The 21,595-nt window shown below is 59.3% G+C and carries 18 protein-coding genes; 8 read left to right on the top strand and 10 right to left on the bottom strand.

From position 1 onward, the window contains the following. Positions 1 to 115 precede the first annotated feature (115 nt). On the top strand, positions 116 to 2,545 hold the full coding sequence (locus AC1RO5_RS20045; RefSeq protein WP_493177164.1) for a TonB-dependent siderophore receptor: 2,430 nt from the start codon (positions 116 to 118) through the stop codon (positions 2,543 to 2,545). 68 nt (positions 2,546 to 2,613) lie between these two features. Here the strand turns inward: AC1RO5_RS20045 and AC1RO5_RS20040 are convergent, their stop codons facing one another. Beyond that, positions 2,614 to 3,489 carry a helix-turn-helix domain-containing protein gene (locus tag AC1RO5_RS20040; protein ID WP_493177162.1) on the bottom strand — a complete coding sequence of 292 codons (876 nt, stop codon included), beginning with the start codon at positions 3,487 to 3,489 and terminating at the stop codon, positions 2,614 to 2,616. Between the two features lie 283 nt (positions 3,490 to 3,772). On the opposite strand from AC1RO5_RS20040, the gene AC1RO5_RS20035 reads away from it, so the two are divergent. Beyond that, a complete protein-coding gene (locus AC1RO5_RS20035) occupies positions 3,773 to 4,675 on the top strand; it encodes a DMT family transporter (RefSeq protein WP_493177160.1) in 903 nt (300 codons plus the stop codon). A 28-nt stretch (positions 4,676 to 4,703) separates the two neighbouring features. Here the strand turns inward: AC1RO5_RS20035 and AC1RO5_RS20030 are convergent, their stop codons facing one another. Together AC1RO5_RS20030 and AC1RO5_RS20025 are read right to left on the bottom strand one after the other, a co-directional pair. Next, entirely contained in the window at positions 4,704 to 5,213 is a 510-nt protein-coding gene (locus tag AC1RO5_RS20030; protein WP_493177159.1) for a DUF2165 family protein, read from the bottom strand. 139 nt (positions 5,214 to 5,352) lie between these two features. Then, complete coding sequence (locus AC1RO5_RS20025; protein ID WP_493177158.1) at positions 5,353 to 6,327, bottom strand: 2-hydroxyacid dehydrogenase; 975 nt, start codon at positions 6,325 to 6,327, stop codon at positions 5,353 to 5,355. Between the two features lie 251 nt (positions 6,328 to 6,578). On the opposite strand from AC1RO5_RS20025, the gene AC1RO5_RS20020 reads away from it, so the two are divergent. After that, complete coding sequence (locus tag AC1RO5_RS20020) at positions 6,579 to 7,022, top strand: hypothetical protein (protein ID WP_493177156.1); 444 nt, start codon at positions 6,579 to 6,581, stop codon at positions 7,020 to 7,022. Positions 7,023 to 7,107: 85 nt separating this feature from the next. Here AC1RO5_RS20020 and AC1RO5_RS20015 read toward each other — a convergent pair whose 3' ends face one another. Then, positions 7,108 to 8,076, bottom strand: coding sequence for a LysR family transcriptional regulator (locus tag AC1RO5_RS20015; protein ID WP_493177154.1), 969 nt, complete (start codon positions 8,074 to 8,076; stop codon positions 7,108 to 7,110). 185 nt (positions 8,077 to 8,261) lie between these two features. Here AC1RO5_RS20015 and AC1RO5_RS20010 point away from each other — a divergent pair, with 185 nt between their 5' ends. From AC1RO5_RS20010 to AC1RO5_RS19995, 4 genes are all read left to right on the top strand, one after another. After that, positions 8,262 to 9,761, top strand: a complete 1,500-nt coding sequence (locus AC1RO5_RS20010; protein ID WP_493177152.1) for an efflux transporter outer membrane subunit — start codon at positions 8,262 to 8,264, stop codon at positions 9,759 to 9,761. A gap of 210 nt (positions 9,762 to 9,971) precedes the next feature. After that, the gene (locus AC1RO5_RS20005) at positions 9,972 to 12,164 is read left to right on the top strand and encodes an FUSC family protein (protein ID WP_493177150.1); all 2,193 of its coding nucleotides are present in this window, start codon (positions 9,972 to 9,974) and stop codon (positions 12,162 to 12,164) included. Further along, positions 12,154 to 12,354 (top strand): DUF1656 domain-containing protein, encoded by a 201-nt coding sequence (locus tag AC1RO5_RS20000; RefSeq protein ID WP_007896379.1) that lies wholly within the window; start codon positions 12,154 to 12,156, stop codon positions 12,352 to 12,354. Before AC1RO5_RS20005 ends, AC1RO5_RS20000 begins: the two co-directional genes overlap by 11 nt. 25 nt (positions 12,355 to 12,379) lie before the next feature. Continuing rightward, the gene (locus AC1RO5_RS19995; RefSeq protein ID WP_493177148.1) at positions 12,380 to 13,243 is read left to right on the top strand and encodes an efflux RND transporter periplasmic adaptor subunit; all 864 of its coding nucleotides are present in this window, start codon (positions 12,380 to 12,382) and stop codon (positions 13,241 to 13,243) included. A gap of 45 nt (positions 13,244 to 13,288) precedes the next feature. On the opposite strand, the gene AC1RO5_RS19990 is transcribed toward AC1RO5_RS19995, so the two are convergent. The 3 genes from AC1RO5_RS19990 to AC1RO5_RS19980 form a co-directional block, all read right to left on the bottom strand. Continuing rightward, complete coding sequence (locus tag AC1RO5_RS19990; RefSeq protein ID WP_493177147.1) at positions 13,289 to 13,687, bottom strand: DUF4440 domain-containing protein; 399 nt, start codon at positions 13,685 to 13,687, stop codon at positions 13,289 to 13,291. Between the two features lie 137 nt (positions 13,688 to 13,824). Beyond that, complete coding sequence (locus AC1RO5_RS19985; RefSeq protein ID WP_493177145.1) at positions 13,825 to 14,649, bottom strand: SDR family oxidoreductase; 825 nt, start codon at positions 14,647 to 14,649, stop codon at positions 13,825 to 13,827. Positions 14,650 to 14,681: 32 nt separating this feature from the next. After that, entirely contained in the window at positions 14,682 to 15,146 is a 465-nt protein-coding gene (locus AC1RO5_RS19980; protein ID WP_019647713.1) for a hypothetical protein, read from the bottom strand. A gap of 178 nt (positions 15,147 to 15,324) precedes the next feature. Between AC1RO5_RS19980 and AC1RO5_RS19975 the strand changes: the two genes are divergently transcribed. Further along, entirely contained in the window at positions 15,325 to 18,057 is a 2,733-nt protein-coding gene (locus AC1RO5_RS19975) for an RHS repeat-associated core domain-containing protein (RefSeq protein ID WP_493177142.1), read from the top strand. Between the two features lie 78 nt (positions 18,058 to 18,135). Here the strand turns inward: AC1RO5_RS19975 and AC1RO5_RS19970 are convergent, their stop codons facing one another. The 3 genes from AC1RO5_RS19970 to AC1RO5_RS19960 all read right to left on the bottom strand — a co-directional run bounded on the left by AC1RO5_RS19970 (position 18,136) and on the right by AC1RO5_RS19960 (position 21,594). After that, positions 18,136 to 19,587, bottom strand: a complete 1,452-nt coding sequence (locus AC1RO5_RS19970) for a mannose-1-phosphate guanylyltransferase/mannose-6-phosphate isomerase (RefSeq protein WP_493177140.1) — start codon at positions 19,585 to 19,587, stop codon at positions 18,136 to 18,138. A gap of 147 nt (positions 19,588 to 19,734) precedes the next feature. Continuing rightward, positions 19,735 to 20,403 carry an alginate O-acetyltransferase AlgF gene (locus tag AC1RO5_RS19965; RefSeq protein ID WP_493177139.1) on the bottom strand — a complete coding sequence of 223 codons (669 nt, stop codon included), beginning with the start codon at positions 20,401 to 20,403 and terminating at the stop codon, positions 19,735 to 19,737. Positions 20,404 to 20,418: 15 nt separating this feature from the next. Next, a complete protein-coding gene (locus AC1RO5_RS19960) occupies positions 20,419 to 21,594 on the bottom strand; it encodes an alginate O-acetyltransferase (protein WP_493177137.1) in 1,176 nt (391 codons plus the stop codon). Between the last annotated feature and the right edge of the window lies 1 nt (position 21,595).

Below are 21,595 nucleotides of genomic sequence, written 5' to 3'. Positions count from 1 at the left end.
TGAGCTTCTGAAAATATTTTCAACTTTCTAGTGAGGTAAACCCGATCGCCATCCGTGTAGTGACTGAAACTGCGAGTCATTCGCATCCGTAGTCGTTCTACACAGGTCATGAGCAATGAAGTCCAGGGCAAAATCGGGTTCGGTCAAACAATGGTTCGGTGTATCTGCATTAAGCTTTTCAGCGTTGGCGTTGCTGCCGTTGAGCGTGGCATGGGCGGCTGAAGCCAGCAGTACCCAGCAACGCACGCAGTTCAGCTTTGCAATGGCCGCCAAACCGCTGCCCCAGGCCCTGAGCGACTTCAGCCGGATCACCGGCATCAGCGTGGTCTACACCGACGAAGCGCCTTACGGCATTACCGCTCCAGCGGTCAGCGGGCAGATGAGCGCCGAACAGGCGATGCAGCGTTTGCTCAGCGGCTCGGGCTTCACCTTCCGCCGCACCGATGCCCAGACCCTGGCTCTGGAGCCTGTGCCTAGCGAAGGCACATTGAACCTGGGCGCCACCACCATCACCTCGGTGGCGCAACAACCCATGAGTTATCAGCCGCCGCCCACCAGTTCGGTGATGCGCTCGTCGGCCTTGCTCCAGGAAATCCCGCAGACCGTCAACGTGATCCCGGCCCAGGTCATTCGCGATCAGGCGCCGCGCAATCTGGATGATGCACTGGCCAACGTCAGCGGCATCACCCAGGGCAACACGCTGGCGAGTACCCAGGATTCGGTGATGACCCGCGGTTTCGGCGACAACCGCAACGGCTCGATCATGCGCGACGGCATGCCGGTGATCCAGGGCCGTGGCCTGAATGCCACGGTCGACCGGGTCGAAGTACTCAAAGGCCCGGCATCCTTGCTCTACGGTATTCAGGACCCGGGCGGCGTGGTCAACATGGTCAGCAAGAAGCCCGAGCTTGAGCAGTACAACGCGTTGACCCTGCGCGGCTCGACCTATGGCGACGGCAAGAACGGCAGTGGCGGCAGCCTCGACAGCACCGGCGCCCTCGGCGATTCCGGGCTGGCGTACCGCATGGTGCTGGACCACGAAGACGAAGATTACTGGCGCAACTTCGGCACCCATCGCGAGACGCTGGTAGCGCCGTCGCTGGCCTGGTTCGGTGAAAGCACCAAGCTGCTGTTCTCCTATGAACACCGGGAATTCCTGACCCCGTTCGACCGTGGCACCGTGATCGATCCGCGCACCAACCACCCGTTGGACATCTCGCGCAATGAGCGTCTCGACGAGCCGTTCAACAACATGGAAGGCCGCTCGGACCTGTATCACTTCGAGGCCGATCACGAGCTCAACGACAACTGGAAAGCCCACTTCGGCTACAGCTGGAACCGCGAAACCTACGACGCCAGCCAGGTGCGCATCACCGCCATCGACACCAAGAAAGGCACGTTGACCCGCAGCATGGACGGCACGCAGAACGCCATCAGCACCGACCGCTTCACCACCGCCAGCCTCGAAGGCAAGGTCAATGTGCTGGGCATGCAACATGACCTGGTGTTCGGCGTCGATGACGAGTACCGCAAGATCTACCGCGAAGACCTGATCCGCCAGAAAAGCCTGACCACCTTCAGCTACGTCAACCCGGTGTATGGCCGCGAAGTGGCGGGCACCACCGTCAGCGCGCCCGACAGCGCCCAGACCGATGAGCTGCGCAGCGATTCGATATTCCTGCAGGACTCGATCCACCTCAACGACCAGTGGATTCTGGTGGCCGGCGGGCGTTTCCAGGAATACGACCAGTACGCCGGCAAAGGCGTGCCGTTCAAGGCCAACACCGACAGCAACGGCCAGAAGTGGGTACCGCGCGCCGGCCTGGTGTACCGCTACACCGACGCGCTGTCGTTCTACGGCAGCTACACCGAATCCTTCAAACCCAACTCGACCATCGCACCGCTGAGCGGTAGCAGCACCGTGCTTGATGGCAGCGTGGCACCGGAGGAAGCCAAGTCCTGGGAGATCGGCGCCAAGCTCGACATGCCGGGTCGTATCACCGGCAACGTTGCACTGTTCGACATCAAAAAGCGCAACGTACTGGTCGCCAACTCTGAAGGCCCGACCACGATCTACAGTGCCGCCGGCGAAGTGCGTTCCCGTGGTCTGGAAGTGGACATGACCGGGCAGCTCAGCGACCGCTGGAGCATGATCGGCAGCTATGCCTACACCGATGCCGAAGTCACCGAAGACCCGGACTACAAAGGCAAGCGCCTGCAAAACGTCGCCCGGAACACCGGCTCGCTGTCGGCGGTCTACGACTTCGGCACCATCGTTGGTGGCGATCAGTTGCGGGTTGGCGCGGGGGCGCGTTATGTCGGTGAGCGAGCGGGTAACGCGGTGAACGATTTCGACCCGCCGAGCTACACCGTGGCCGACGCGTTCGCCACCTATGACACCAAGGTCGAAGGGCAGAAGGTCAAGTTCCAGCTCAACGTGAAGAACCTGTTTGACCGCACCTACTACACCTCGGCGGCGAGCCGGTTCTTTGTGTCGATGGGGGATTCGCGGCAGATTTCGTTGTCCAGCACCCTGGAGTTCTGAGTCAATCCGCAAAAGATCGCAGCGTTAGACGTAGGAGCTGTCGAAGGCTGCGATCTTTTGATCTTGCTTTACCGCAAAAACGCCTGCCGATACTCCCCAGGCGTCCCACCCAACGCCTGTCGAAACCGGTTGGTGAAATGGCTCGCACTGGCAAACCCGCACGCCAGCGCAATCTCCCCCAACGGCTGCGACGATGCGCGCAACAACTCCCGCGCGCGGCTCAGACGCCGCGCCAACACATACTGATGCGGCGGCAAGCCGAAGCTCACGCGAAACATCCGCGCAAAGTGATATTCCGACAGCGCGCACAAGCTCGCCAATTGCCCAAGGCTGATCGCCTCCGCCAACTGACTGTCGATGAACTCCACCAACTGCCGTCGCTGATGCGCCGCCAATCCACCCTTGAGGCGCAAGCCCTGACGTAAACCAACCTGACTGAGCAAGGCATGGCTGAGCATCTCGTGGGCAAGGCTGCTGGTGAGCAGGCGTTCGCCGGGTTCGTCCCAGTTGAGGGTGATTAACTGCCGAAAGTGCCGGGCCTGCTGCGGGTCTTCGAGGAACGTGCGCTCGCGCAACTGCAATTCCCGCGGCTCGCGATCCAGCAGCGTGACGCAGCCAAGGGCAAATTGTTCGGGGCTGAAATACAGGTGGGCCAGGCGAATGTCGCCGTTGATCACCCAACCTGACTGATGGTCGGCCGGCAGAATGCACAGCTTATCCGGGCCGCCCTTGGTGCCAGGCTGGTCGCGGCGAAAGGTGCCGGTGCCACCGGCGATGTAGCACGACAAAGTGTGATGGCTCGGCGCTTCGTAGTCCTGGGCGTCATGGTGGTTGCTCCACAAAGCCGCAGCCATGCCGTCACCGAGCTCGGCGCTGTGCTCCAGGCGAGCATTGGGCGAGCGGTTGAGGGCTTGAAAGACTTGCAACGTTTCCAGTGCGGCCATGATCGGTTCTCTCCAACGCCTTGCATCCTACTCCGTAGACGCTGGCCTGCCAGCCTGCCGACCGACAAAAGCGCAAGTTTATGCAAGTACGCCCACGATTGGCGCAGCACACTGGATCCCTAATCAGGCAATGCACTGTGGCGAGGGAGCTTGCTCCCGCTTGAGTGCGCAGCGCTCACAGAACTGGCGAAATTTGCCAGGATTTGGGGCCGCTACGCAGCCCAGCACGAGCAAGCTCGCTCGCCACAAAGTGAACAGCATTGCCCATCCCGGAGCTGTCGCCATGAACCTCTCGTTATACCTGCTGACCGTGTTGATCTGGGGCACCACCTGGATTGCCTTGAAATGGCAATTGGGCGTGGTGGCGATTCCGGTGTCGATCGTCTATCGCTTTGGCCTCGCCGCGCTGGTGCTGTTTGTGATGTTGCTGCTTAGCCGGCGCCTGCAAGTGATGAACCGTCGCGGGCATCTGATTTGCCTGGCGCAGGGGCTGTGCCTGTTCTGTATCAATTTCATGTGCTTCCTCACCGCCAGCCAGTGGATCCCCAGCGGTCTGGTCGCCGTGGTGTTTTCCACCGCAACGTTGTGGAACGCCTTCAATGCGCGGGTGTTCTTCGGCCAGAAAATCGCCCGCAATGTGCTGATGGGCGGCGCGTTGGGCTTGCTCGGTCTTGGCCTGTTGTTCTGGCCGGAGCTGGCCGGTCATACCGCCAGCCCGCAAACCTTGCTCGGGTTGGCTCTGGCGTTGCTCGGAACCTTGTGCTTCTCGGCGGGCAACATGCTGTCGAGTCTGCAGCAGAGGGCCGGCCTGAAACCCCTGACCACTAATGCCTGGGGCATGGCTTATGGCGCGGCGATGTTGTCGGTGTGGTGCCTGGTCAAAGGCATCCCGTTCGACATGGAATGGAACGCCCGTTACATCGGCTCGTTGCTGTATCTGGTGATACCGGGCTCGGTGATTGGCTTCACCGCCTACCTGACGCTGGTGGGCCGCATGGGGCCGGAGCGGGCGGCGTATTGCACCGTGTTGTTCCCGGTGGTGGCGCTGAATGTGTCCGCGTTTGCCGAGGGTTATCAATGGACGGCGCCGGCATTGATGGGGTTGGTGCTGGTGATGTTGGGCAATGTGCTGGTGTTTCGTAAGCCCAAGGCACCGATGGTGCAGGGGAACGGTAAGTTGGCTTGAACTGAATAATGGTCGAGCGCGGTCTGTCTCAGCGCTCGATCTTCAGCGCCATATACATTAATAGTGGCAACATAAAGTCAACAATATGCCGAGCCCAGTCTTTGGCGTTCCATGTTTGTGATTTGTCCATGTTGAACCACTCGACACCGACGACTTGCAGGCAGACGTAATAAATAAACAAACCGATCAATAAGCCGATAATGGAGAATTTTTTAGCCTCGTGAAATTTTTTGGCTGAAGCGTAAACATTCCGAAAAAGCTGATATGTACCCATTAGGCAATAAACGGTATACGTCACTTCGAGGGTAATGATGAGCCAGTAGATACGGTGGTGAAGCAGGGGAGAGGTGATTGCCCGATAGCGGGTTCTTTCGTTGTTTTCGGTCGTGTCCATGCTTAGGACGTGAGCGACATATTCGTAGTTTGTTGCGTAGTCAGTGAAGTTGCTATACATCACCAGCAGGCCAAAAAAACTGATATACGCCATCAATATTACTTTGCTGTATCTGATGATCTGGTCGGTTGTCAGGTGGTTCAATATAAGGGTTCTCCATAAGTAGGCTCCGTAAGCGGCTAAGTAGTGGAGAGTCTATAGTGTGAATCTGTTTTTCGGCGGCAGACTGAATTGCAAATTATGTATAAAAAGGGCAGGCGTTTAAAACACCTGCCCGTTTTGCTCAGCCTTTCCACACTTGTGGGTTCACCAGATCCTGCGGTCGTTCACCCAACAAGGCACTGCGCAAATTGGCCAACGCACGGTTGGCCATGGCTTCACGGGTTTCGTGCGTGGCCGAGCCGATGTGCGGCAAGGTCACTGCGTTTTTCAGTTGGAACAGCGGTGATTCAGCCAGTGGTTCTTTTTCGTAAACGTCTAGCCCGGCGCCACGAATCCGGTTGTTTTGCAGCGCTTCGATCAGCGCCGGTTCGTCCACCACCGGGCCGCGGGCGATGTTCACCAGAATGGCGCTTGGCTTCATCAACGCCAGTTCGCGGTGGCTGATCAGGTGTCTGGTTTTTTCGCTGAGGGGCACCACCAGGCAAACGAAATCGGCTTCGGCCAGCAGTTGATCCAGGCTGCGGAACTGCGCACCGAGTTCTTGTTCCAGTTCGGTCTTGCGGCTGTTGCCGCTGTAGATAACCGGCATGTTGAAGCCCAGTCGACCACGACGGGCGATGGCCGCGCCGATGTTGCCCATGCCGACGATACCTAAGGTTTTGCCATGCACATCGCTACCGAACAACGGTGCGCCGACGGTGGCTTGCCATTGGCCAGCCTTGGTCCAGGCGTCCAGCTCGGCGACGCGGCGGGCGCTGCTCATGAGCAAGGCGAAGGCCAGGTCAGCGGTGCTTTCGGTGAGCACGTCGGGGGTGTTGGTGAGCATGATCCCGCGTTCGTTGAAGTAGGCGAGGTCGTAGTTGTCGTAGCCGACGGAGACGCTGGAAACCACTTCCAGTTTGCTGGCGTTTTCCAGTTGTGTGCGACCGAGTTTGCGGCCAACGCCGATCAGGCCGTGAGCGTAGGGCAGGGCTTCGTTGAACTGGGCGGCGATGTCGCCGTTTTTCGGGTTCGGCACGATCACGTCGAAGTCCTGTTGCAGGCGTTCGATCATGGGCGGGGTGATGCGGCTGAAGGCGAGGACGGTTTTTTTCATTGGAGAGGGGCTCGTCGGGCGTGGAGATTGCCAAGCAAGCTAACATTCTACTTAAGGTTGTGCGAGAGACTGCGCGCCCAGAGTTGAGCCAGCATTCAACAAACAGTTAGATCTTTTCGCGATTTCATTCAGGTGATTGATCGTAAAACAGTCTTTAAATCTATTATTTATGACAGTGGTTTTCTGTGTCGTAAGTGCCGACACTGTGGCTGCGCTATTTATCATCCTAATGTTATAAAAGGGATCTTTATATGACAAATTTGATACATATCAATCAGTCTACATTGCCGATAAAAGGCTCCGCCACGGCATTGATAGGAACAGAAGAGTTCAAAGGGGAGGCAAGCCGGTTTTCTACTGACGGTTTATCGGTATATGTACAGGCCCGTCAGGATATTGATTTGACGCGCTGGATGACCCTGAATTGCACATTTGACGTCAATATTCCCAGTGGTGAGGAGCACGAATATGTGGAGGGTGGGAAGATATTGCTTTTTGGTTATGCTGAACACAGAAAGATTGACGGCGGTACCACAATCACTCCCTACCCGGCAGTCTCTCACAGCGGCACAATTACATTGACGTTCGATCGGAGTAAAGGAACGTTTGCAGCAACATTCGGATTAAAGCTACAGAACAGTGAATTGAATTGTAGTGGTGATTTTATCGGTTTCTCTGGCCTGGTGGCTTCTTAGCAATAATGCACATTTTGACGGCATTTGCAGGCATCTACCAGATGCCGTCGAATTTAAATCATTCCATCAGTAGGCGCTTTGAGGTTTAGTTCGCCAACCGAACCCCACCCAAACTCCCACTTAATTCATACGCCGCCAACTCCGCCTGATGCGCCGCCAGAATCTCCGGCAACGACCCGCGCAAGTACTCGACCCACGTCTTGATCTTCGCGTCCAGGTACTGCCGCGACGGGTAAATCGCATACAGGTTCAACTCCTGCGAGCGGTACTTCGGCATCACCCGCACCAGTGTACCGTTGCGCAACCCTTCAATCGCCGCATACACCGGCAACACGCCAACCCCCATCCCACTGGAGATCGCCGTCTTCATCGCATCAGCCGAGTTCACCAAAAACGGTGAGCTGTTGATGGTGACCATTTCCTGGCCTTCGGGGCCATCGAAAGCCCACTTTTCCAGTGGGATCACCGGGCTTACCAGGCGCAGGCAAGCGTGGTTGAGCAAATCGCTGGGCTTCTGCGCGCAGCCATTGGCTTTTACATAGGCGGGCGATGCGCAAACGATGCTGTAGGTGATGCCCAGGCGCTGGGAGACGAAGCCCGAGTCCGGCAATTCGCTGGCGAGCACGATGGACACGTCGTAGCCTTCGTCGAGCAAGTCCGGCACACGGTTGGCCATGGTCAGGTCAAAGGTCACGTCGGGGTGGGTCTTGCGGTAGCGAGCGATGGCGTCGATCACGAAGTGCTGACCGATGCCGGTCATGGTGTGCACCTTGAGTTGCCCGGCCGGGCGCGCGTGGGCGTCGCTGGCCTCGGCTTCGGCTTCTTCGACGTAGGCCAGGATCTGCTCGCAGCGCAACAAGTAGCGCTTGCCGGCCTCGGTCAGGGCGATGCGGCGGGTGGTGCGGTTGAGCAGGCGGGTTTGCAGGTGGGCCTCCAGGTTGGAGACCGCGCGCGAGACGTTGGCCGTGGTGGTGTCGAGTTGCACGGCGGCAGCGGTGAAGCTGCCGGCCTCGGCCACGTAACTGAAGGCGCGCATGTTTTGCAAAGTGTCCATGGGGTGCTCTCTTGGCGAATGGCAAATTGTGACACGAAGTTTCAGGGACTGAGACCCCGACCAAGGGATTATCTCGTTAACGGTAACAAAGATTCACAAGATTCCCAGCTTATCGCCAACAAGGCCCACCCCTAGAATTGCGCCCACCCTACGGGGGATCTATCTCACCTCAGGAAATCGCAGCAGTGCCGCGTCGCATCAACAGAGCGCTCAAGACGCTCAGTGTTTTGGCTTTAACCCTGGCAATCAGCGGCTGCATCGGAACCGGCGGTATTGCCCCACAAGGCAAGGCACTGGAGGCCAATTCATTGGCCACCGACGAAGCCATCCAGAGCGCTGCCCGGGACGCTCACTGGCCCGCCGCCCAATGGTGGCAAGCCTACGGCGACTCGCAACTGAACCGTTGGGTCGACCTCGCCCTGCAAGGCAGCCCGAGCATGGCCATGGCCGCGGCGCGAGTGCGTCAGGCCCGGTCCATGGCGGGTATTGCCGAGTCTGCCGAGTCGTTGCAGATTAATGGGCAATCGACTCTCAAGCGCCACAACTGGCCCACCGATCAGTTCTACGGACCCGGTGAGTTGGCCAACACCACCACTTGGGACAACAACGCCGCGCTGGGCTTCAGCTATGCCCTCGACCTCTGGGGCCGCGAAAGCAACGTCACCGAGCAAGCGGTGGACATGGCTCACATGAGCGCCGCCGAGGCGCGGCAGGCCCAGCTCGAACTGCAGAACAACATCGTGCGCGCCTACATCGAACTCTCGTTGCATTACGCGCAGAGAGACATCGTTGCCGCGACCTTGAAGCAACAACAGCAAATCCTCGACCTGGCGCAAAAGCGTCTGGACGGTGGCATCGGCACGCATTTCGAAGTCAGCCAAGCTGAAACGCCGCTACCGGAAACCCATCGCCAACTTGATGCGCTGGACGAAGAAATCGCCCTCAGCCGTAACCAGCTCGCGGCCTTGGCCGGTAAGGGGCCGGGGGAGGGCGTGCAGTTGCAACGGCCGACGCTGTCGTTGGGGGCGGCGCTGAAGTTACCGTCGTCGCTGCCGGCGCAATTGCTCGGTCAACGCCCGGACGTGGTTGCCAGTCGCTGGCAAGTGGCGGCCCAGGCGCGGGGCATCGATGTCGCTCATGCAGGCTTCTACCCCAACGTCGATCTGGTCGGCAGCCTCGGCTACATGGCCACTGGTGGCGGTGCGCTGGAGTTCCTGACCGGCAAGAAGCTCAACTACAGCGTGGGACCTGCGATCTCGCTGCCGATTTTCGACGGCGGCCTCTTGCGTGCGGAGTTGGGTGAAGCCTCGGCCGGATATGACATCGCCGTGGCCAAATACAACCAGACGCTGGTCAACGCGCTGAAGAACATCTCTGACCAGTTGATCCGCCGCGAGTCGATGGACAAGCAGCAGGCCTTCGCCGCCGAGTCGGTGGCCACGGCGCAGAAGACCTACGACATCGCGATGATTGCGTATCAGCGTGGGCTCACCGATTACCTCAACGTGCTCAATGCGCAGACCTTGCTGTTCAAGCAGCGGCAAGTGCAGCAGCAGGTTCAGGCGGCGCGGTTGAGTGCTCATGCTGAGCTGGTGACGGCTTTGGGCGGAGGCCTCGGCGCTGGCAACGACGTCCCGAGTGCCGAGAAAACCCAGCCCCCGAAAACCCCGAGCCTTTTGAAGTGAGCGCGACGTTTCAGGCACACCCATATTTGTGGCGAGGGAACTCTGTGGCGAGGGGGCTTGCCCCCGTTCGGCTGCGCAGCAGTCGCCAAGTCTGTGAATGCGGTGTGTCTGAGAAAATGCGATGGCAGGTTTTGGGGCTGCTGCGCAGCCCAACGGGGGCAAGCCCCCTCGCCACAGTTCCTCAAGCCCTAGACCATTGAGCAAAATTTCATGACTCCCTTGCCCGCACCTTTGCGCTGGCTGTATTCCCTTGAATGGCGCCGGGGTTTCTTCGACTGGGCGCGCAGCGACGGCGTGACCTGGGTCTACATTTTCAAGGTGCTGTTCGCCGCATTCCTCACGCTGTGGCTGGCCATGCGTCTTGAATTGCCGCAACCGCGCACCGCGATGATCACCGTGTTCATCGTCATGCAACCGCAAAGCGGCCAGGTGTTCGCCAAGAGTTTCTATCGCTTCCTCGGCACGTTGGCCGGGTCGGCGGTGATGGTCGCGCTGATTGCCTTGTTCGCGCAGAACACCGAACTGTTCCTCGGCTCGCTGGCGATCTGGGTCGGCCTGTGCACGGCTGGCGCAGCGCGTTGTCGCAACTTCCGCGCCTATGGATTTGTGCTCGCCGGTTATACGGCGGCGATGGTTGGACTGCCCGCTTTGGCTCACCCGGACGGCGCGTTCATGGCAGCGGTCTGGCGGGTGCTGGAAATCTCCTTGGGGATTCTCTGCTCGACGTTGGTCAGCGCCGCGATCCTGCCGCAAACCGCCAGCGCGGCGATGCGCAACGCCTTGTATCAGCGCTTCGGTGTGTTTGCGTTGTTCGTCACTGATGGTTTGCGCGGTTGCAGCAAACGGGACGCTTTCGAAGCCAGCAACGTGCGCTTCATTGCCGAGGCGGTGGGCCTGGAAGGACTGCGCAGCGTCACGGTGTTCGAAGACCCGCACATGCGTCGACGCAACGGGCGGCTCAGTCGCTTGAACAGCGAATTCATGGGCGTCACCACGCGCTTCAATGCCCTGCATCAGTTGCTCGAGCGCCTGCGCAGTAGCAGCGCCGATCATGTTGTCGCGGCGATCAAGCCTGGGTTGCAGGACTTGGCCGAAGTGCTCGACGGTTTCAGCGGCCGTGCGCTGACCAGCCCTGATGCCGCTCGCTTGGCCAGCGCGTTGGCGACTTACAAGGACAACTTGCCGGCGCGGGTGCGCAAGCTGCGGGCGAGCTTCCAGGAGAATGATCCGAGCGACGCCGAGCAACTGGATTTTCACACTGCCTACGAACTGCTTTATCGCTTCGTTGACGACCTGCACAGTTATGCACAGACCCACGCGTCCCTGGCCGATCACAGCCACGAACGTGAACGCTGGGACGAGCCCTTCACTCCGCAAACCAACTGGCTGGCCTCGGCGGCGTCGGGGATTCGCGCAGCGTTCATCCTCGTAGTTCTCGGCAGTTACTGGGTGGCCACCGCGTGGCCGAGCGGGGCGACCATGACCCTGATCGCCGCTGCCACCGTCGGCCTTTCAGCGGCGACACCGAACCCCAAACGCATGGCATTTCAGATGGCCTGCGGGACTTTGCTTGGGGCACTGATCGGCTTCGTCGAGATGTTTTTCATCTTCCCCTGGATCGACGGTTTTCCATTGCTTTGCGTGATGCTCGCGCCGGTGATTGTGCTCGGATCGTTCCTCACTTCACGGCCGCAATACGCCGGGGTTGGCCTGGGGTTGTTGATCTTCTTCAGCACCGGTTCCGTGCCGGACAACCTCACGATCTACAACCCTTACGCTTTCATCAACGACTACATCGCCATGGTCATGGGCATGCTGGTGTGCGCGGCGGCCGGGGCAATCATTCTGCCGCCCAACAGCCGCTGGTTGTGGCGGCGGCTGGAGCAGGATTTGCGCGGGCAAGTGGTGTACGCCATCAGCGGCAAACTCAAAGGCCTGGCGTCGAGTTTTGAAAGTCGCACGCGGGACTTGCTGCATCAGGCCTATGGCCTCGCCGCAGGGCAGCCGCTGGTGCAGCGGGACTTGTTGCGCTGGATGTTGGTGGTGCTGGAAGTCGGCCACGCGATTATCGAACTGCGTAAGGAGCAAGCGATTCTGCCGGTGCACCCGGCGTATGCCGAATCCCAACCATGGCGCCAGTCCATCCGGGTGATGGGCCGTTCGCTGGTGCGGCTGTTTCTGCAACCGGGCCAGAGCAATCTGGAGCGGGCGCTGGTCGCCGTCGACCACGCGATCGGCCGCGTGCAGGCCACCGACGAACCCTTCGCGCCGCACTTCGATACCTCTGCATTGCGCCGGGTGAAGAGCTACCTGCACTTCATCCGCACCTCGTTGCTCGACCCGCAATCGCCGCTGGCCTCATACACCACTGCCAAGCCCCAAGGACTTGAACATGCCTCGTGAAATCGCCTTCCACGGCGTGTACATGCCGACCATGACCCTGATGTTCTTCATTGCAGCGGCGTTGGCCTGGGCGCTGGACCGGTTCTTGTCCGGGTTCGATCTGTACCGTTTCTTCTGGCACCCGGCGCTGCTGCGCCTGAGCCTGTTTACCTGTCTGTTCGGCGCGCTGGCGCTGACTGTCTACCGTTGACTCTCTATCACTGAAGAAGGCCCCGATGAAAAAGCTTTTCAGCCTGCTCGCGACCCTGCTGGTGCTGGCCCTTGCCCTGTGGATCGGCCGGACCCTGTGGGTGCATTACATTAACACACCCTGGACCCGTGACGGCCGGGTGCGCGCCGACATCATCAACGTCGCCGCCGACGTGACCGGTGAGGTGGTGGAGGTGCCGGTGCGCGACAACCAGTTGGTGAAGAAAGGCGACCTGCTGATGCGCATCGACCCCGAGCACTACCGCCTCGCGGTGAAACAGGCGCAGAGCCTGGTGGCCTCGCGCAAGGCCACGTGGGAGATGCGCAAGGTCAACGCCCATCGCCGCGCCGACCTCGACAACCTGGTGATCTCCAGGGAAAACCGCGACGACGCCAGCAACATCGCCGACTCGGCCCTGGCCGATTACCAGCATGCCCAGGCGCAACTGGAAGCCGCCGAACTGAACCTCCAACGCACCGAAGTGCGGGCGGCGGTGGACGGCTATGTCACTAACCTCAACGTCCATCGCGGTGACTATGCGCGCATCGGCGAAGCGAAAATGGCGGTGGTCGACATGAACTCGTTCTGGGTTTATGGCTTCTTCGAAGAAACCAAACTGCCGCATGTTCGCGAGGGCGATAAAGCCGACATGCAGTTGATGAGTGGCGAAGTGCTGAAGGGCCATGTGGAAAGTATTTCTCGTGGCATCTACGACCGTGACAACCCGGAAAGCCGTGAGCTGATCGCTGACGTGAACCCGACGTTCAACTGGGTACGGCTTGCGCAGCGGGTGCCGGTAAGGATTCACATTGATGAAGTGCCGGAGGGTGTGCTGTTGGCGGCGGGGATTACTTGTACCGTCGTGGTGAACTCCCCGGCTGGCGAATGACCTGTGGCGAGGGGGCTTGCCCCCTCGCCACAAAAAGCGGCTGTGTCAGCCTTGGCAAAACGTCTCATGCAAATGCCGCCAGATCACCTTGCCGTCGGCCTGTTTCTCAAACACCACCGAGGACCGCCGATCAGAATGCAGCCCCGTCGCATCGGTCTGTTGCTCGCGGTAACTGACCACTGCGCCACCGTCATACAGCGCGACACCTCGCAACTCGCTGAGCTCAATCCTGAACCCGAGCTTCTTCCCGCCCGCAAGTAGAAACAATTCATTCAACGCCCCGAAATCCAGCACTCGGCCCAACGGCGAGACCATGGAAAACTGCGGTGAAAAACGCGTCAGCAATTGCTCAAGCTCGGACTCGTCTCGCTCCTCGGCCAACCATTGCTCGATGGCTACGTGGGCCTGGATCACTTCGTCAAAGTATTCGGTGTAGTCGGTCATGCTGTTTCCTGAAAGTCTGAAAAGTCTGTTCTGACGCCTTCGCGGGCAAGCCTCGCTCCTACAGGATGAGCGCTATCCGAAAATTGGCGCATGACTTGTAGGAGCGAGGCTTGCCCGCGAAGAACGATAACGCGGTCTCAGAGCTGCCCGCGCAACCCGAATCGCTTCATCAACCCCGACTCCAGTAACCCCTTGGGCAGCAATCCCGCCATCAACGGCAACGCCCGGCTGCCATTGCCCAAGCGCACCAGACGCGGCGTTTTGCTCTGCTGTACTGCCTTCAATAGGCCGGCGGCAAATTCGCTGGCCGGTGTCGGCTTGTCTTGAGAGGCCTTGGCACGTGCACGAATGCCTTCACGCAGTGGAAACCACGGCGATTGTTCGGTGATCAATTGTTCAGCCTCATGCCCGGCATTCTTGGCGAAGCTGGATTCGATGGCGCCCGGTTGGACTTCCATGACTCGTACGCCAAACGGTGCCAGCTCCATGCGCAGCGCATCGCTCAAGGCATGCACGGCAGCTTTCGAGGCGCAGTAGGCGCCGGCAAACGGCGTGACCAGAACCCCGGAAACGCTACCGATATTTACCACCAAGCCTTTGGCGCGACGTAGTACCGGGAACATCGCGCGAGTGACGCCGACAATCGCAAACACGTTGGTTTCGAACTGGCGCTGCATGGCCGGCACGCCGCCATCGAGCAGCGGCCCCATGGCGCCGTAACCGGCATTGTTGATCAGCACGTCGAGGCCGCCATGCTGCTGATTGATCCGTTCGCTCAACTGTTCGAGCGCCGGGCCATCGTTGACATCCAGTTGTACGGCGGTGAAACCGGCGGCTGCCAGAGCCGCCACGTCTTCAGCCTTGCGGGCGCTGGCCCAGACTTTGTAACCGGCGCTTTTGAAGGCATCGGCGAGGGCACGGCCAATGCCGCTGGAACAACCGGTAATCAACGCAACAGGCATGGCGCGGTCCTTGTGCAAAAGAAAAAGGGGGATCAGTCGGAGAAACTACCCTGCAACCGTTCGGCGCGAAACTCCAGGGTTTGCGGGCGGTAACCGGGGCGCAAGGGCGGTAGCGGCAAGCAGTCTTCCCAATTGCCGCCGGCCTGCAACTCGCCGGGGCCGCGATAACGGGGTGCGGCGTATTGATTGTCGGCCAGGTTCACCGTATCGCCCGGCGCATACGCCGCGATGCGCCAGCGCAACTCGGTCAGTGGCACGTCGTTGCCGTTGTTCATCGTCAACTTCAACGGCCGGTCTGCCGGACAGTGCCCGGGTGCGTAAGTGATGCGCAGCTCAAGGCGTGCCAGTTGCTTGATCTCGCGATTGTCCATCCAGAACACCCACGTTGCCACCAGACCCAATCCAACAGCGGCCGCCACGGAAACCGGCACGGCCTTGGCTGGGTAGCGCAGCAGCAGGATCAGCCAGGTGATGACCAGCAGGACGCCGATGAACATGTTTGAACGCTCCTTGAACGGATAACTACCATCCTACCGAAGGGACACGGGAATGGACATTCGGTGAGCAAGGGATTGTACCGCTGGTCGGCACTGTAATTTCTGACAGTAGCCAGCCATGCTCTTGAAACGTTAGAAGACATTGGCCGACAGGGCTGTTAATCGATGGACGGTGGCGATGGAAATGCACCACAAGACACCCACACTGACAGTCGTCGATCCGCGTGGCTTGTCGATCCGTTCGGTTGATTATTGGCGCGCCGTCGAAAACCTGCCCACTGAGGCCCGCATCAACCGCGCTGTTCGCGATGGTGCAGGACGTGCGGTGAAACAGTGGGATCCGCGATTGTGGGCGCTGCAAACGGGCGATCCTCAGGCGCCTCCCAATCTGACCACGGTGTACTCATTGTCCGGGAACGCGTTGCGCACGGACAGCGTCGATGCCGGAACGCAGATCAACTTGCCTGGCTTGGCCGTCGAAGTGTTGTTGGGCTGGGACAGCCGCGAAACGCGTCGCGAGGTTGAATATGACGATTTGCTGCGCCCGGTGGCGGTGTTCGAACAGGGCGCAGTGGGGCCGCGTCGCTGTGTCGAGCGTTTTGGGTATGGCTACCCGGGCCAGGGCAATCGGGATCGTAACCAGTACGGCCAACTGATTCGCCACGACGACCCGGCGGGCAGTGTGCTGTTCGACTTGTTTGCGATCAGCGGCGAAGGCATCGAAAACACCCGCCACTTCACCCTTGATCCGGTAACCCCCGATTGGCCGGAATCGATTGATGATCGCCAACGGCTGCTCGAACCCGGTTTGGGGGCGACATCCGCATGGCGGTTCGGTCCACGGGGTGATGTGCTTGAGCAGACCGACGCCAAGGGAAGTCGTCAGACTTTCGGTCTGACCCTTGATGGCCGATTGCGCGAAAGTCGACTGCAATTGAAGGATCAACCCGTTGGGCAAACGTTGGTCAGCGAGATCCGCTACAACGCCTACGGGCAAGTTGAAGAGGAGGTCGCGGGTAACGGGGTGCGGACGACGCTGGCCTATCGACCCGAAGACGGTTGTTTGATGGAGCGTCGGGCCGAGGACGCCAATGCGCGAGTAGTGCAGCATCTGTTCTATGACTATGACCCGATGAGCAACGTGTTGAGCATCGAGGACAAGGCCCTGCCGGTACGCTACTTCGCCAACCAGCGCATCGACCCGATCAGTCGCTTTTGCTACGACAGCCTGTGCCAGTTGATCAAAGCCTTTGGCTGGGAGGCGGGCGGTCCCAATCAAGGCCCCGAGTCGGTTGGGCGCACTGATCCGGCGGCCGTCAGCAACTACTGGCAGACCTACTGCTATGACGCGGGCGGCAATCTGGTGAAGCTGACCCACGTCGGCGCGCAAAACCATGGGCGCGATTTGAAAGCCGCCTGCTACAGCAATCGCTGCCTGCCCTGGCGCAACGGCGTGCCGCCCACTGAAGAGGACATCGCCGCCGCATACGACGCCAAGGGCGACTTGCTGGAGCTGGATCAGGGACGGTTTTTGACCTGGGATCTGCGTAACCAACTGCAATCGGTCAGCCCGGTGGAGCGCGTTTCCGGGCGTAATGACCGGGAGTTGTATTTCTACAATGGCGATGACCAGCGGGCACGTAAAATTCGCTCGTTGCAGACCAACGCCCGGACCGTGAGAGCTGAAGTGCGTTACTTATCGGGCCTGGAACTTCGTACCGACAGTGGCACCGGGGAGGTGCTACAGGTGATCACCGCCCAGGCCGGACTCAACAGCGTTCGTGTATTGCACTGGGAAACAGTTTCACCATCCGGTATCAGCAACGATCAATACCGCTACAACCTCGTCGATCACCTGAACTCCTGCACCCTGGAGCTGGCCCATGATGGGCGAATCATCAGCCGGGAAAACTTTTACCCTTTTGGCGAGACCGCCAGCCTGGCCGGGGATGATGTGATCGAGGTCAGTTACAAGACGATCCGTTACTCGGGCAAGGAGAAGGATGCGACAGGGCTTTATTACTACGGGTATCGCTTTTATATCCCGTGGTTGCAGCGCTGGATGAATCCGGATCCGGCTGGGGATGTGGATGGTTTGAATGTTTATGCGATGGTGGGAAATAATCCAGCTACTTTCCTGGACACAGACGGGCGTACGAAAGGGACATCAGAAAACGGAGGCACTGCGCCGGAAGATAAGAGGTCTATAAAAGATAGAGCTTCCCTGTTCGGCGCACTAAGAGGTGTACCTGAGCGTACCGAGCGTGCCCCTGTCACAAACCCGAAAGTCAATCTCTTGCCTTCTTCTGGAAAGCAGTTACAGGTATTGGCTCCGATTGGTAACCGTTTGTCTGGGCAGGTGAAGGTGCCAGTCACAGCAAGTGAGATTTCTGCAAAAGACAAAAAAGTCGAGAGTGCGGAAGGTGGAGGGGGGGGATTTTCAACCAGCGATGTTTCGATGAGCTTCAAGACCGTAACTATCTCAAGAAATCGGATGGAGGTTACCGTGCAACGTCTGGTCGTGGTTTTTCACAAAAAATTCGATTTGGTCGAAGGGAAAAGTCTTCCTCAATGGCCGGATCGTTACGCATTGCAACCGAGCCAGGATTGGGTAAATGAAGAGGGGATCAACGACTACGAAAAGTTTCATATGCTGGAAGGCGTAGAGCGTGAAAGTGCAGTTGCTTTGATTAAAGCTAAAGATCCAGCAGCGCTTAAAGTTGGCTTTGGAGCTGCGACCTTCGCATACGACAGTGATGCAAAAATTATCACCCTGAAGGATGGTCATCACCGCTTGATTGCAGCGGCGAGGCTCGGTCGAACAATTGAGTTGGATAGCTCTCTTGTACCTACCTCCAATTTGAAATGGAAAGATCTGAAGTACAGTTCTAAGAAACCTGTAAAAGTCTGATTTTTAAAAGGTCCAACCCGTTGCGGACAGGGGACGCAGCGGGCTGGACGGGGCTTCTTGTTTTACTGCTCGTTCTCGTTACTGCGCGATGGTTTTCACCGACACGCCGCGCTCGATCGGGGTGGAGCGACCGTAGATATCTTCAAACCGCTCGATATCGTCTTCTCCCAGGTAGCTGCCCGATTGTACTTCGATGATCTCGAGTGGAATCTTGCCCGGGTTGCGCAAGCGGTGTACCGAGGCGATCGGGATATAGGTCGACTGGTTTTCAGTGAGCAGGAACACGTTTTCGTCGCAGGTCACTTCAGCGGTGCCGCTGACCACGATCCAGTGTTCGGCGCGGTGGTGGTGCATCTGCAGCGACAGGCATGCGCCCGGTTTGACCGAGATGTGCTTGACCTGGAAACGACCGCCCATGTCCACCGAGTCGTAGGAACCCCACGGACGATAGACTTCGCAGTGGTTCTGGGTTTCGCTGCGGCCCTGCTCGTTGAGGGTGTTGACCATCTGTTTGACGCCTTGGACCTTGTCCTTGTGGACGATCATCATGGCGTCCTTGGTTTCGACCACCACGATGTTTTCCAGGCCGATCACCGACACCAGTTTGCCGTTGCCGTGGATCATGCAGTTTTTGCTGTCCTGGATGACCACGTCGCCTTTGGTGACGTTGCCGTTGGCGTCTTTTTCATTCACTTCCCACAGCGACGACCAGCAACCGACATCGCTCCAGCCCGCGGTCAGCGGTACGACGCAGGCGCGCTGGGTTTTTTCCATCACCGAATAGTCAATGGAATTGTCCGGGCAGCAGGCGAAGGTGGCGGGGTCGATGTCGACGGTGTCGGCATCCTGCGCGCTACGTTCCAGGGTCAGTACGCAGGTGTCGTAGATGTCCGGGTCGTGCTTTTTCAGCTCTTCGAGGAAGCGGCTGGCGCGGAACAGGAACATGCCGCTGTTCCAGAAATAACCGCCGGACTGGACGAACTCGGTGGCGCGTTTCACGTCGGGTTTTTCGACGAAGTGCGAGACACGGCTGACGCCTTCCGGCAGCAGGGCATCGTTGGTGGATTTGATGTAGCCATAACCGGTTTCCGGTTTGGTCGCCGGCACGCCGAACAGCACCATCTCGCCACGCTCAGCCGCCACAGTGGCCAGGGCCAGGGCGCGTTGCAGGGCTTTCTGGTCTTCCAGTACGTGGTCGGCCGGCAGCACCAGCATCAACTCGTCGCGACCTTCATTGACCAGCATCATCGCGGTCAGGGCCACGGCCGGCGCGGTGTTACGGCCGAAAGGTTCCATCAGGATGCGCTGGGTTTCCAGTTTACGGGCGCTTAGCTGCTCGTTGACGATGAAGCGGTGATCCTTGTTGCAGACCACGATCGGGGTATCCATGCCTTCGAACACCAGGCGTTCCAGGGTTTGCTGGAACAGCGTGTGTTCGCCGGTCAGGGCGAGGAATTGCTTGGGGAATTGCTTACGGGAAAGCGGCCAAAGACGTGAGCCGCTACCACCTGACAAGATCACCGGAATCATGTTGTTACTCCTTTAAAATCGATTGGTTAGAGCCACGAACGTTCTGTCGTTTCACTCTTGTTTTTGTTCCGTACCGGACGGTTGACTCTCCCTGTGCAGGGGCCCGTTTCAAGGCCCCATTGGGGTGTCAGCCGTTCGGAAAATTTATTAGCGCGTCGACACCGGGCGCTTGACCCAGACTGGCGACAGGCTGCTGCCGTTGCCGGTGACGTACAGCACCGCTGCTTCACCACGCTCCAGGGCAACCGGCTTCACGTCGCCGACTTTCTTGTCGCCTTCGTACAGCGCCAGGCTGACTTTCACCGGGTTGATTTCACGCTCGCCACGGCCCTTGGCGGCCACGTTCGGCACCACATCGGTCTTGCCGTCGGCGGTTTTCAGGGTCAGGGCCTTGTCGCTGAGGTTCTGCACGCGCACCAGGGATTTCTGTTTGTTCTTGAACGGCGGCTCTTCAATCAGTTGCGGCGCGCCGCTGGCATTGTTGACCAGGGTGTAATAGTGATCGCCGGCCAGTTTCACCGACAGGGACTGGCTGCCGACTTTGGCGCTGTAGTCACCGCCCGGCATGAAGCTGAAGTCAGTGCTGGACAGCGGCGCGACTTCGTTCAGGTTGGTGGTGCCGACCGTGGCGCTGACTTCAGCGTTACCGGCGTTGTAGACCCGCACGAAGCTGGAGCCTTTTGGCGCGACAGGGCCGTAGAGGGCGGCGTCACCCGCGGCGAAAGCCTGCATCGACAGCGCGCTCATGCCGGCGACGAGGGCAACTGCTTTTAAGGAGCGAGCGGCGAGACGGCGAGGAGTAGTAGTGAAAGTCATGGTAGTACCTCTCTTTCAGTTTTGCGCCCGGTCGGGCGTCTCGGATTTAGTGTTTACAGCTACGTTTTGTTGGCGCGCGCCGGCTTGTTTAAGCTCTGCGACCCACTGCGGGTCGGCGTCACCGATTTCGTTGTTCACAGGCAGATATCGTTCAGGGAATTCCCAGATCAGCACTTGTGGCGGGCTGTTCTTGAAGGCATCGCTTTTCAGGTAGCTGAGCATCGGCAGAATCGGGCCATGGCCGTCTTCGGCGTAACTGACCACGTCGCTGTGCAGCGCTTCTTTCAGCGCACCGACGAAGTTCCAGTTCGGATTGGCGCTGTAGCTGGTGCCGATCAGGGCCACCGGCACTTCAGTGTTGGCGAACAGCGCGTCATCACCGGCAGACTGATCCTGGGCCGCCACGGTGTTGCGCTTCTGCAAAGGTTCTGGCGCCGGCATCAGGTTTTCGAACAGCGGGTCCAGCGGCAGGAACAACCGCAGGTCGCCCTTGTGCGTCACCTTCTCCGCAGGTTCGGTGACGAAGTTTTGTGGTTCGCCGCTGAGCGGAGCCTTGTCGGCAATGGTTTTGGCCAGGGTCTGGGCGGCGACTTGCGCGCCTTCCGGGGTCCAGTGAGTGTCGGTGCGCAGGAACACTTGCTGACCGTTGTGCTTGGCCTGTTGCAACGGGCCGAGCAGGTCGGGGGCGAGGATCTTGTCGGCCGCCACACGAGCGTGGAAGTCCTTGTACAGATTGGCGTGGATACTCGCCGGCTTCACTTCACCCAGGTGTTCCGGGTACAGCCGCGTCTTGGCTGGCACGATCGCCATCACCAGTTGCACGCCTTGCTTTTTCAGTTCCTGGCGCACGCCTTCGACCAGCGCGTAGTTGCCTTGCAGGTTCAACTCTTCGTTGACGATCGGGTGGAACTCTTCATCGCTGTAGAGCCACTGATCGCGACCGAGCACCACGCCCGGACGACCTTCGTTGAACAGTTTGAAATCCAGCGCGGCCCAAAGGTTGGTGCCCAGGCGCTTGATCGGGAACTCGTCGTCGTAGTGCGTCTCGACGGCTTTGGTCCAGCGCCCGTTGAGCACGGTGGCATCGGCGTTGGTACTGAAGCCGAAGAAGCTGCGTACCGACCACACGCCCAGGACCAGCAAGGTCACCAGGAACAGGGCGATGTAGAAGATGCGTAATGAGCGGGTCATG

The sequence above is a fragment of the Pseudomonas sp. GW822-FHT02G04 genome, assembly GCF_058802085.1.
This window is presented reverse-complemented; position numbering and strand designations above follow the sequence as displayed.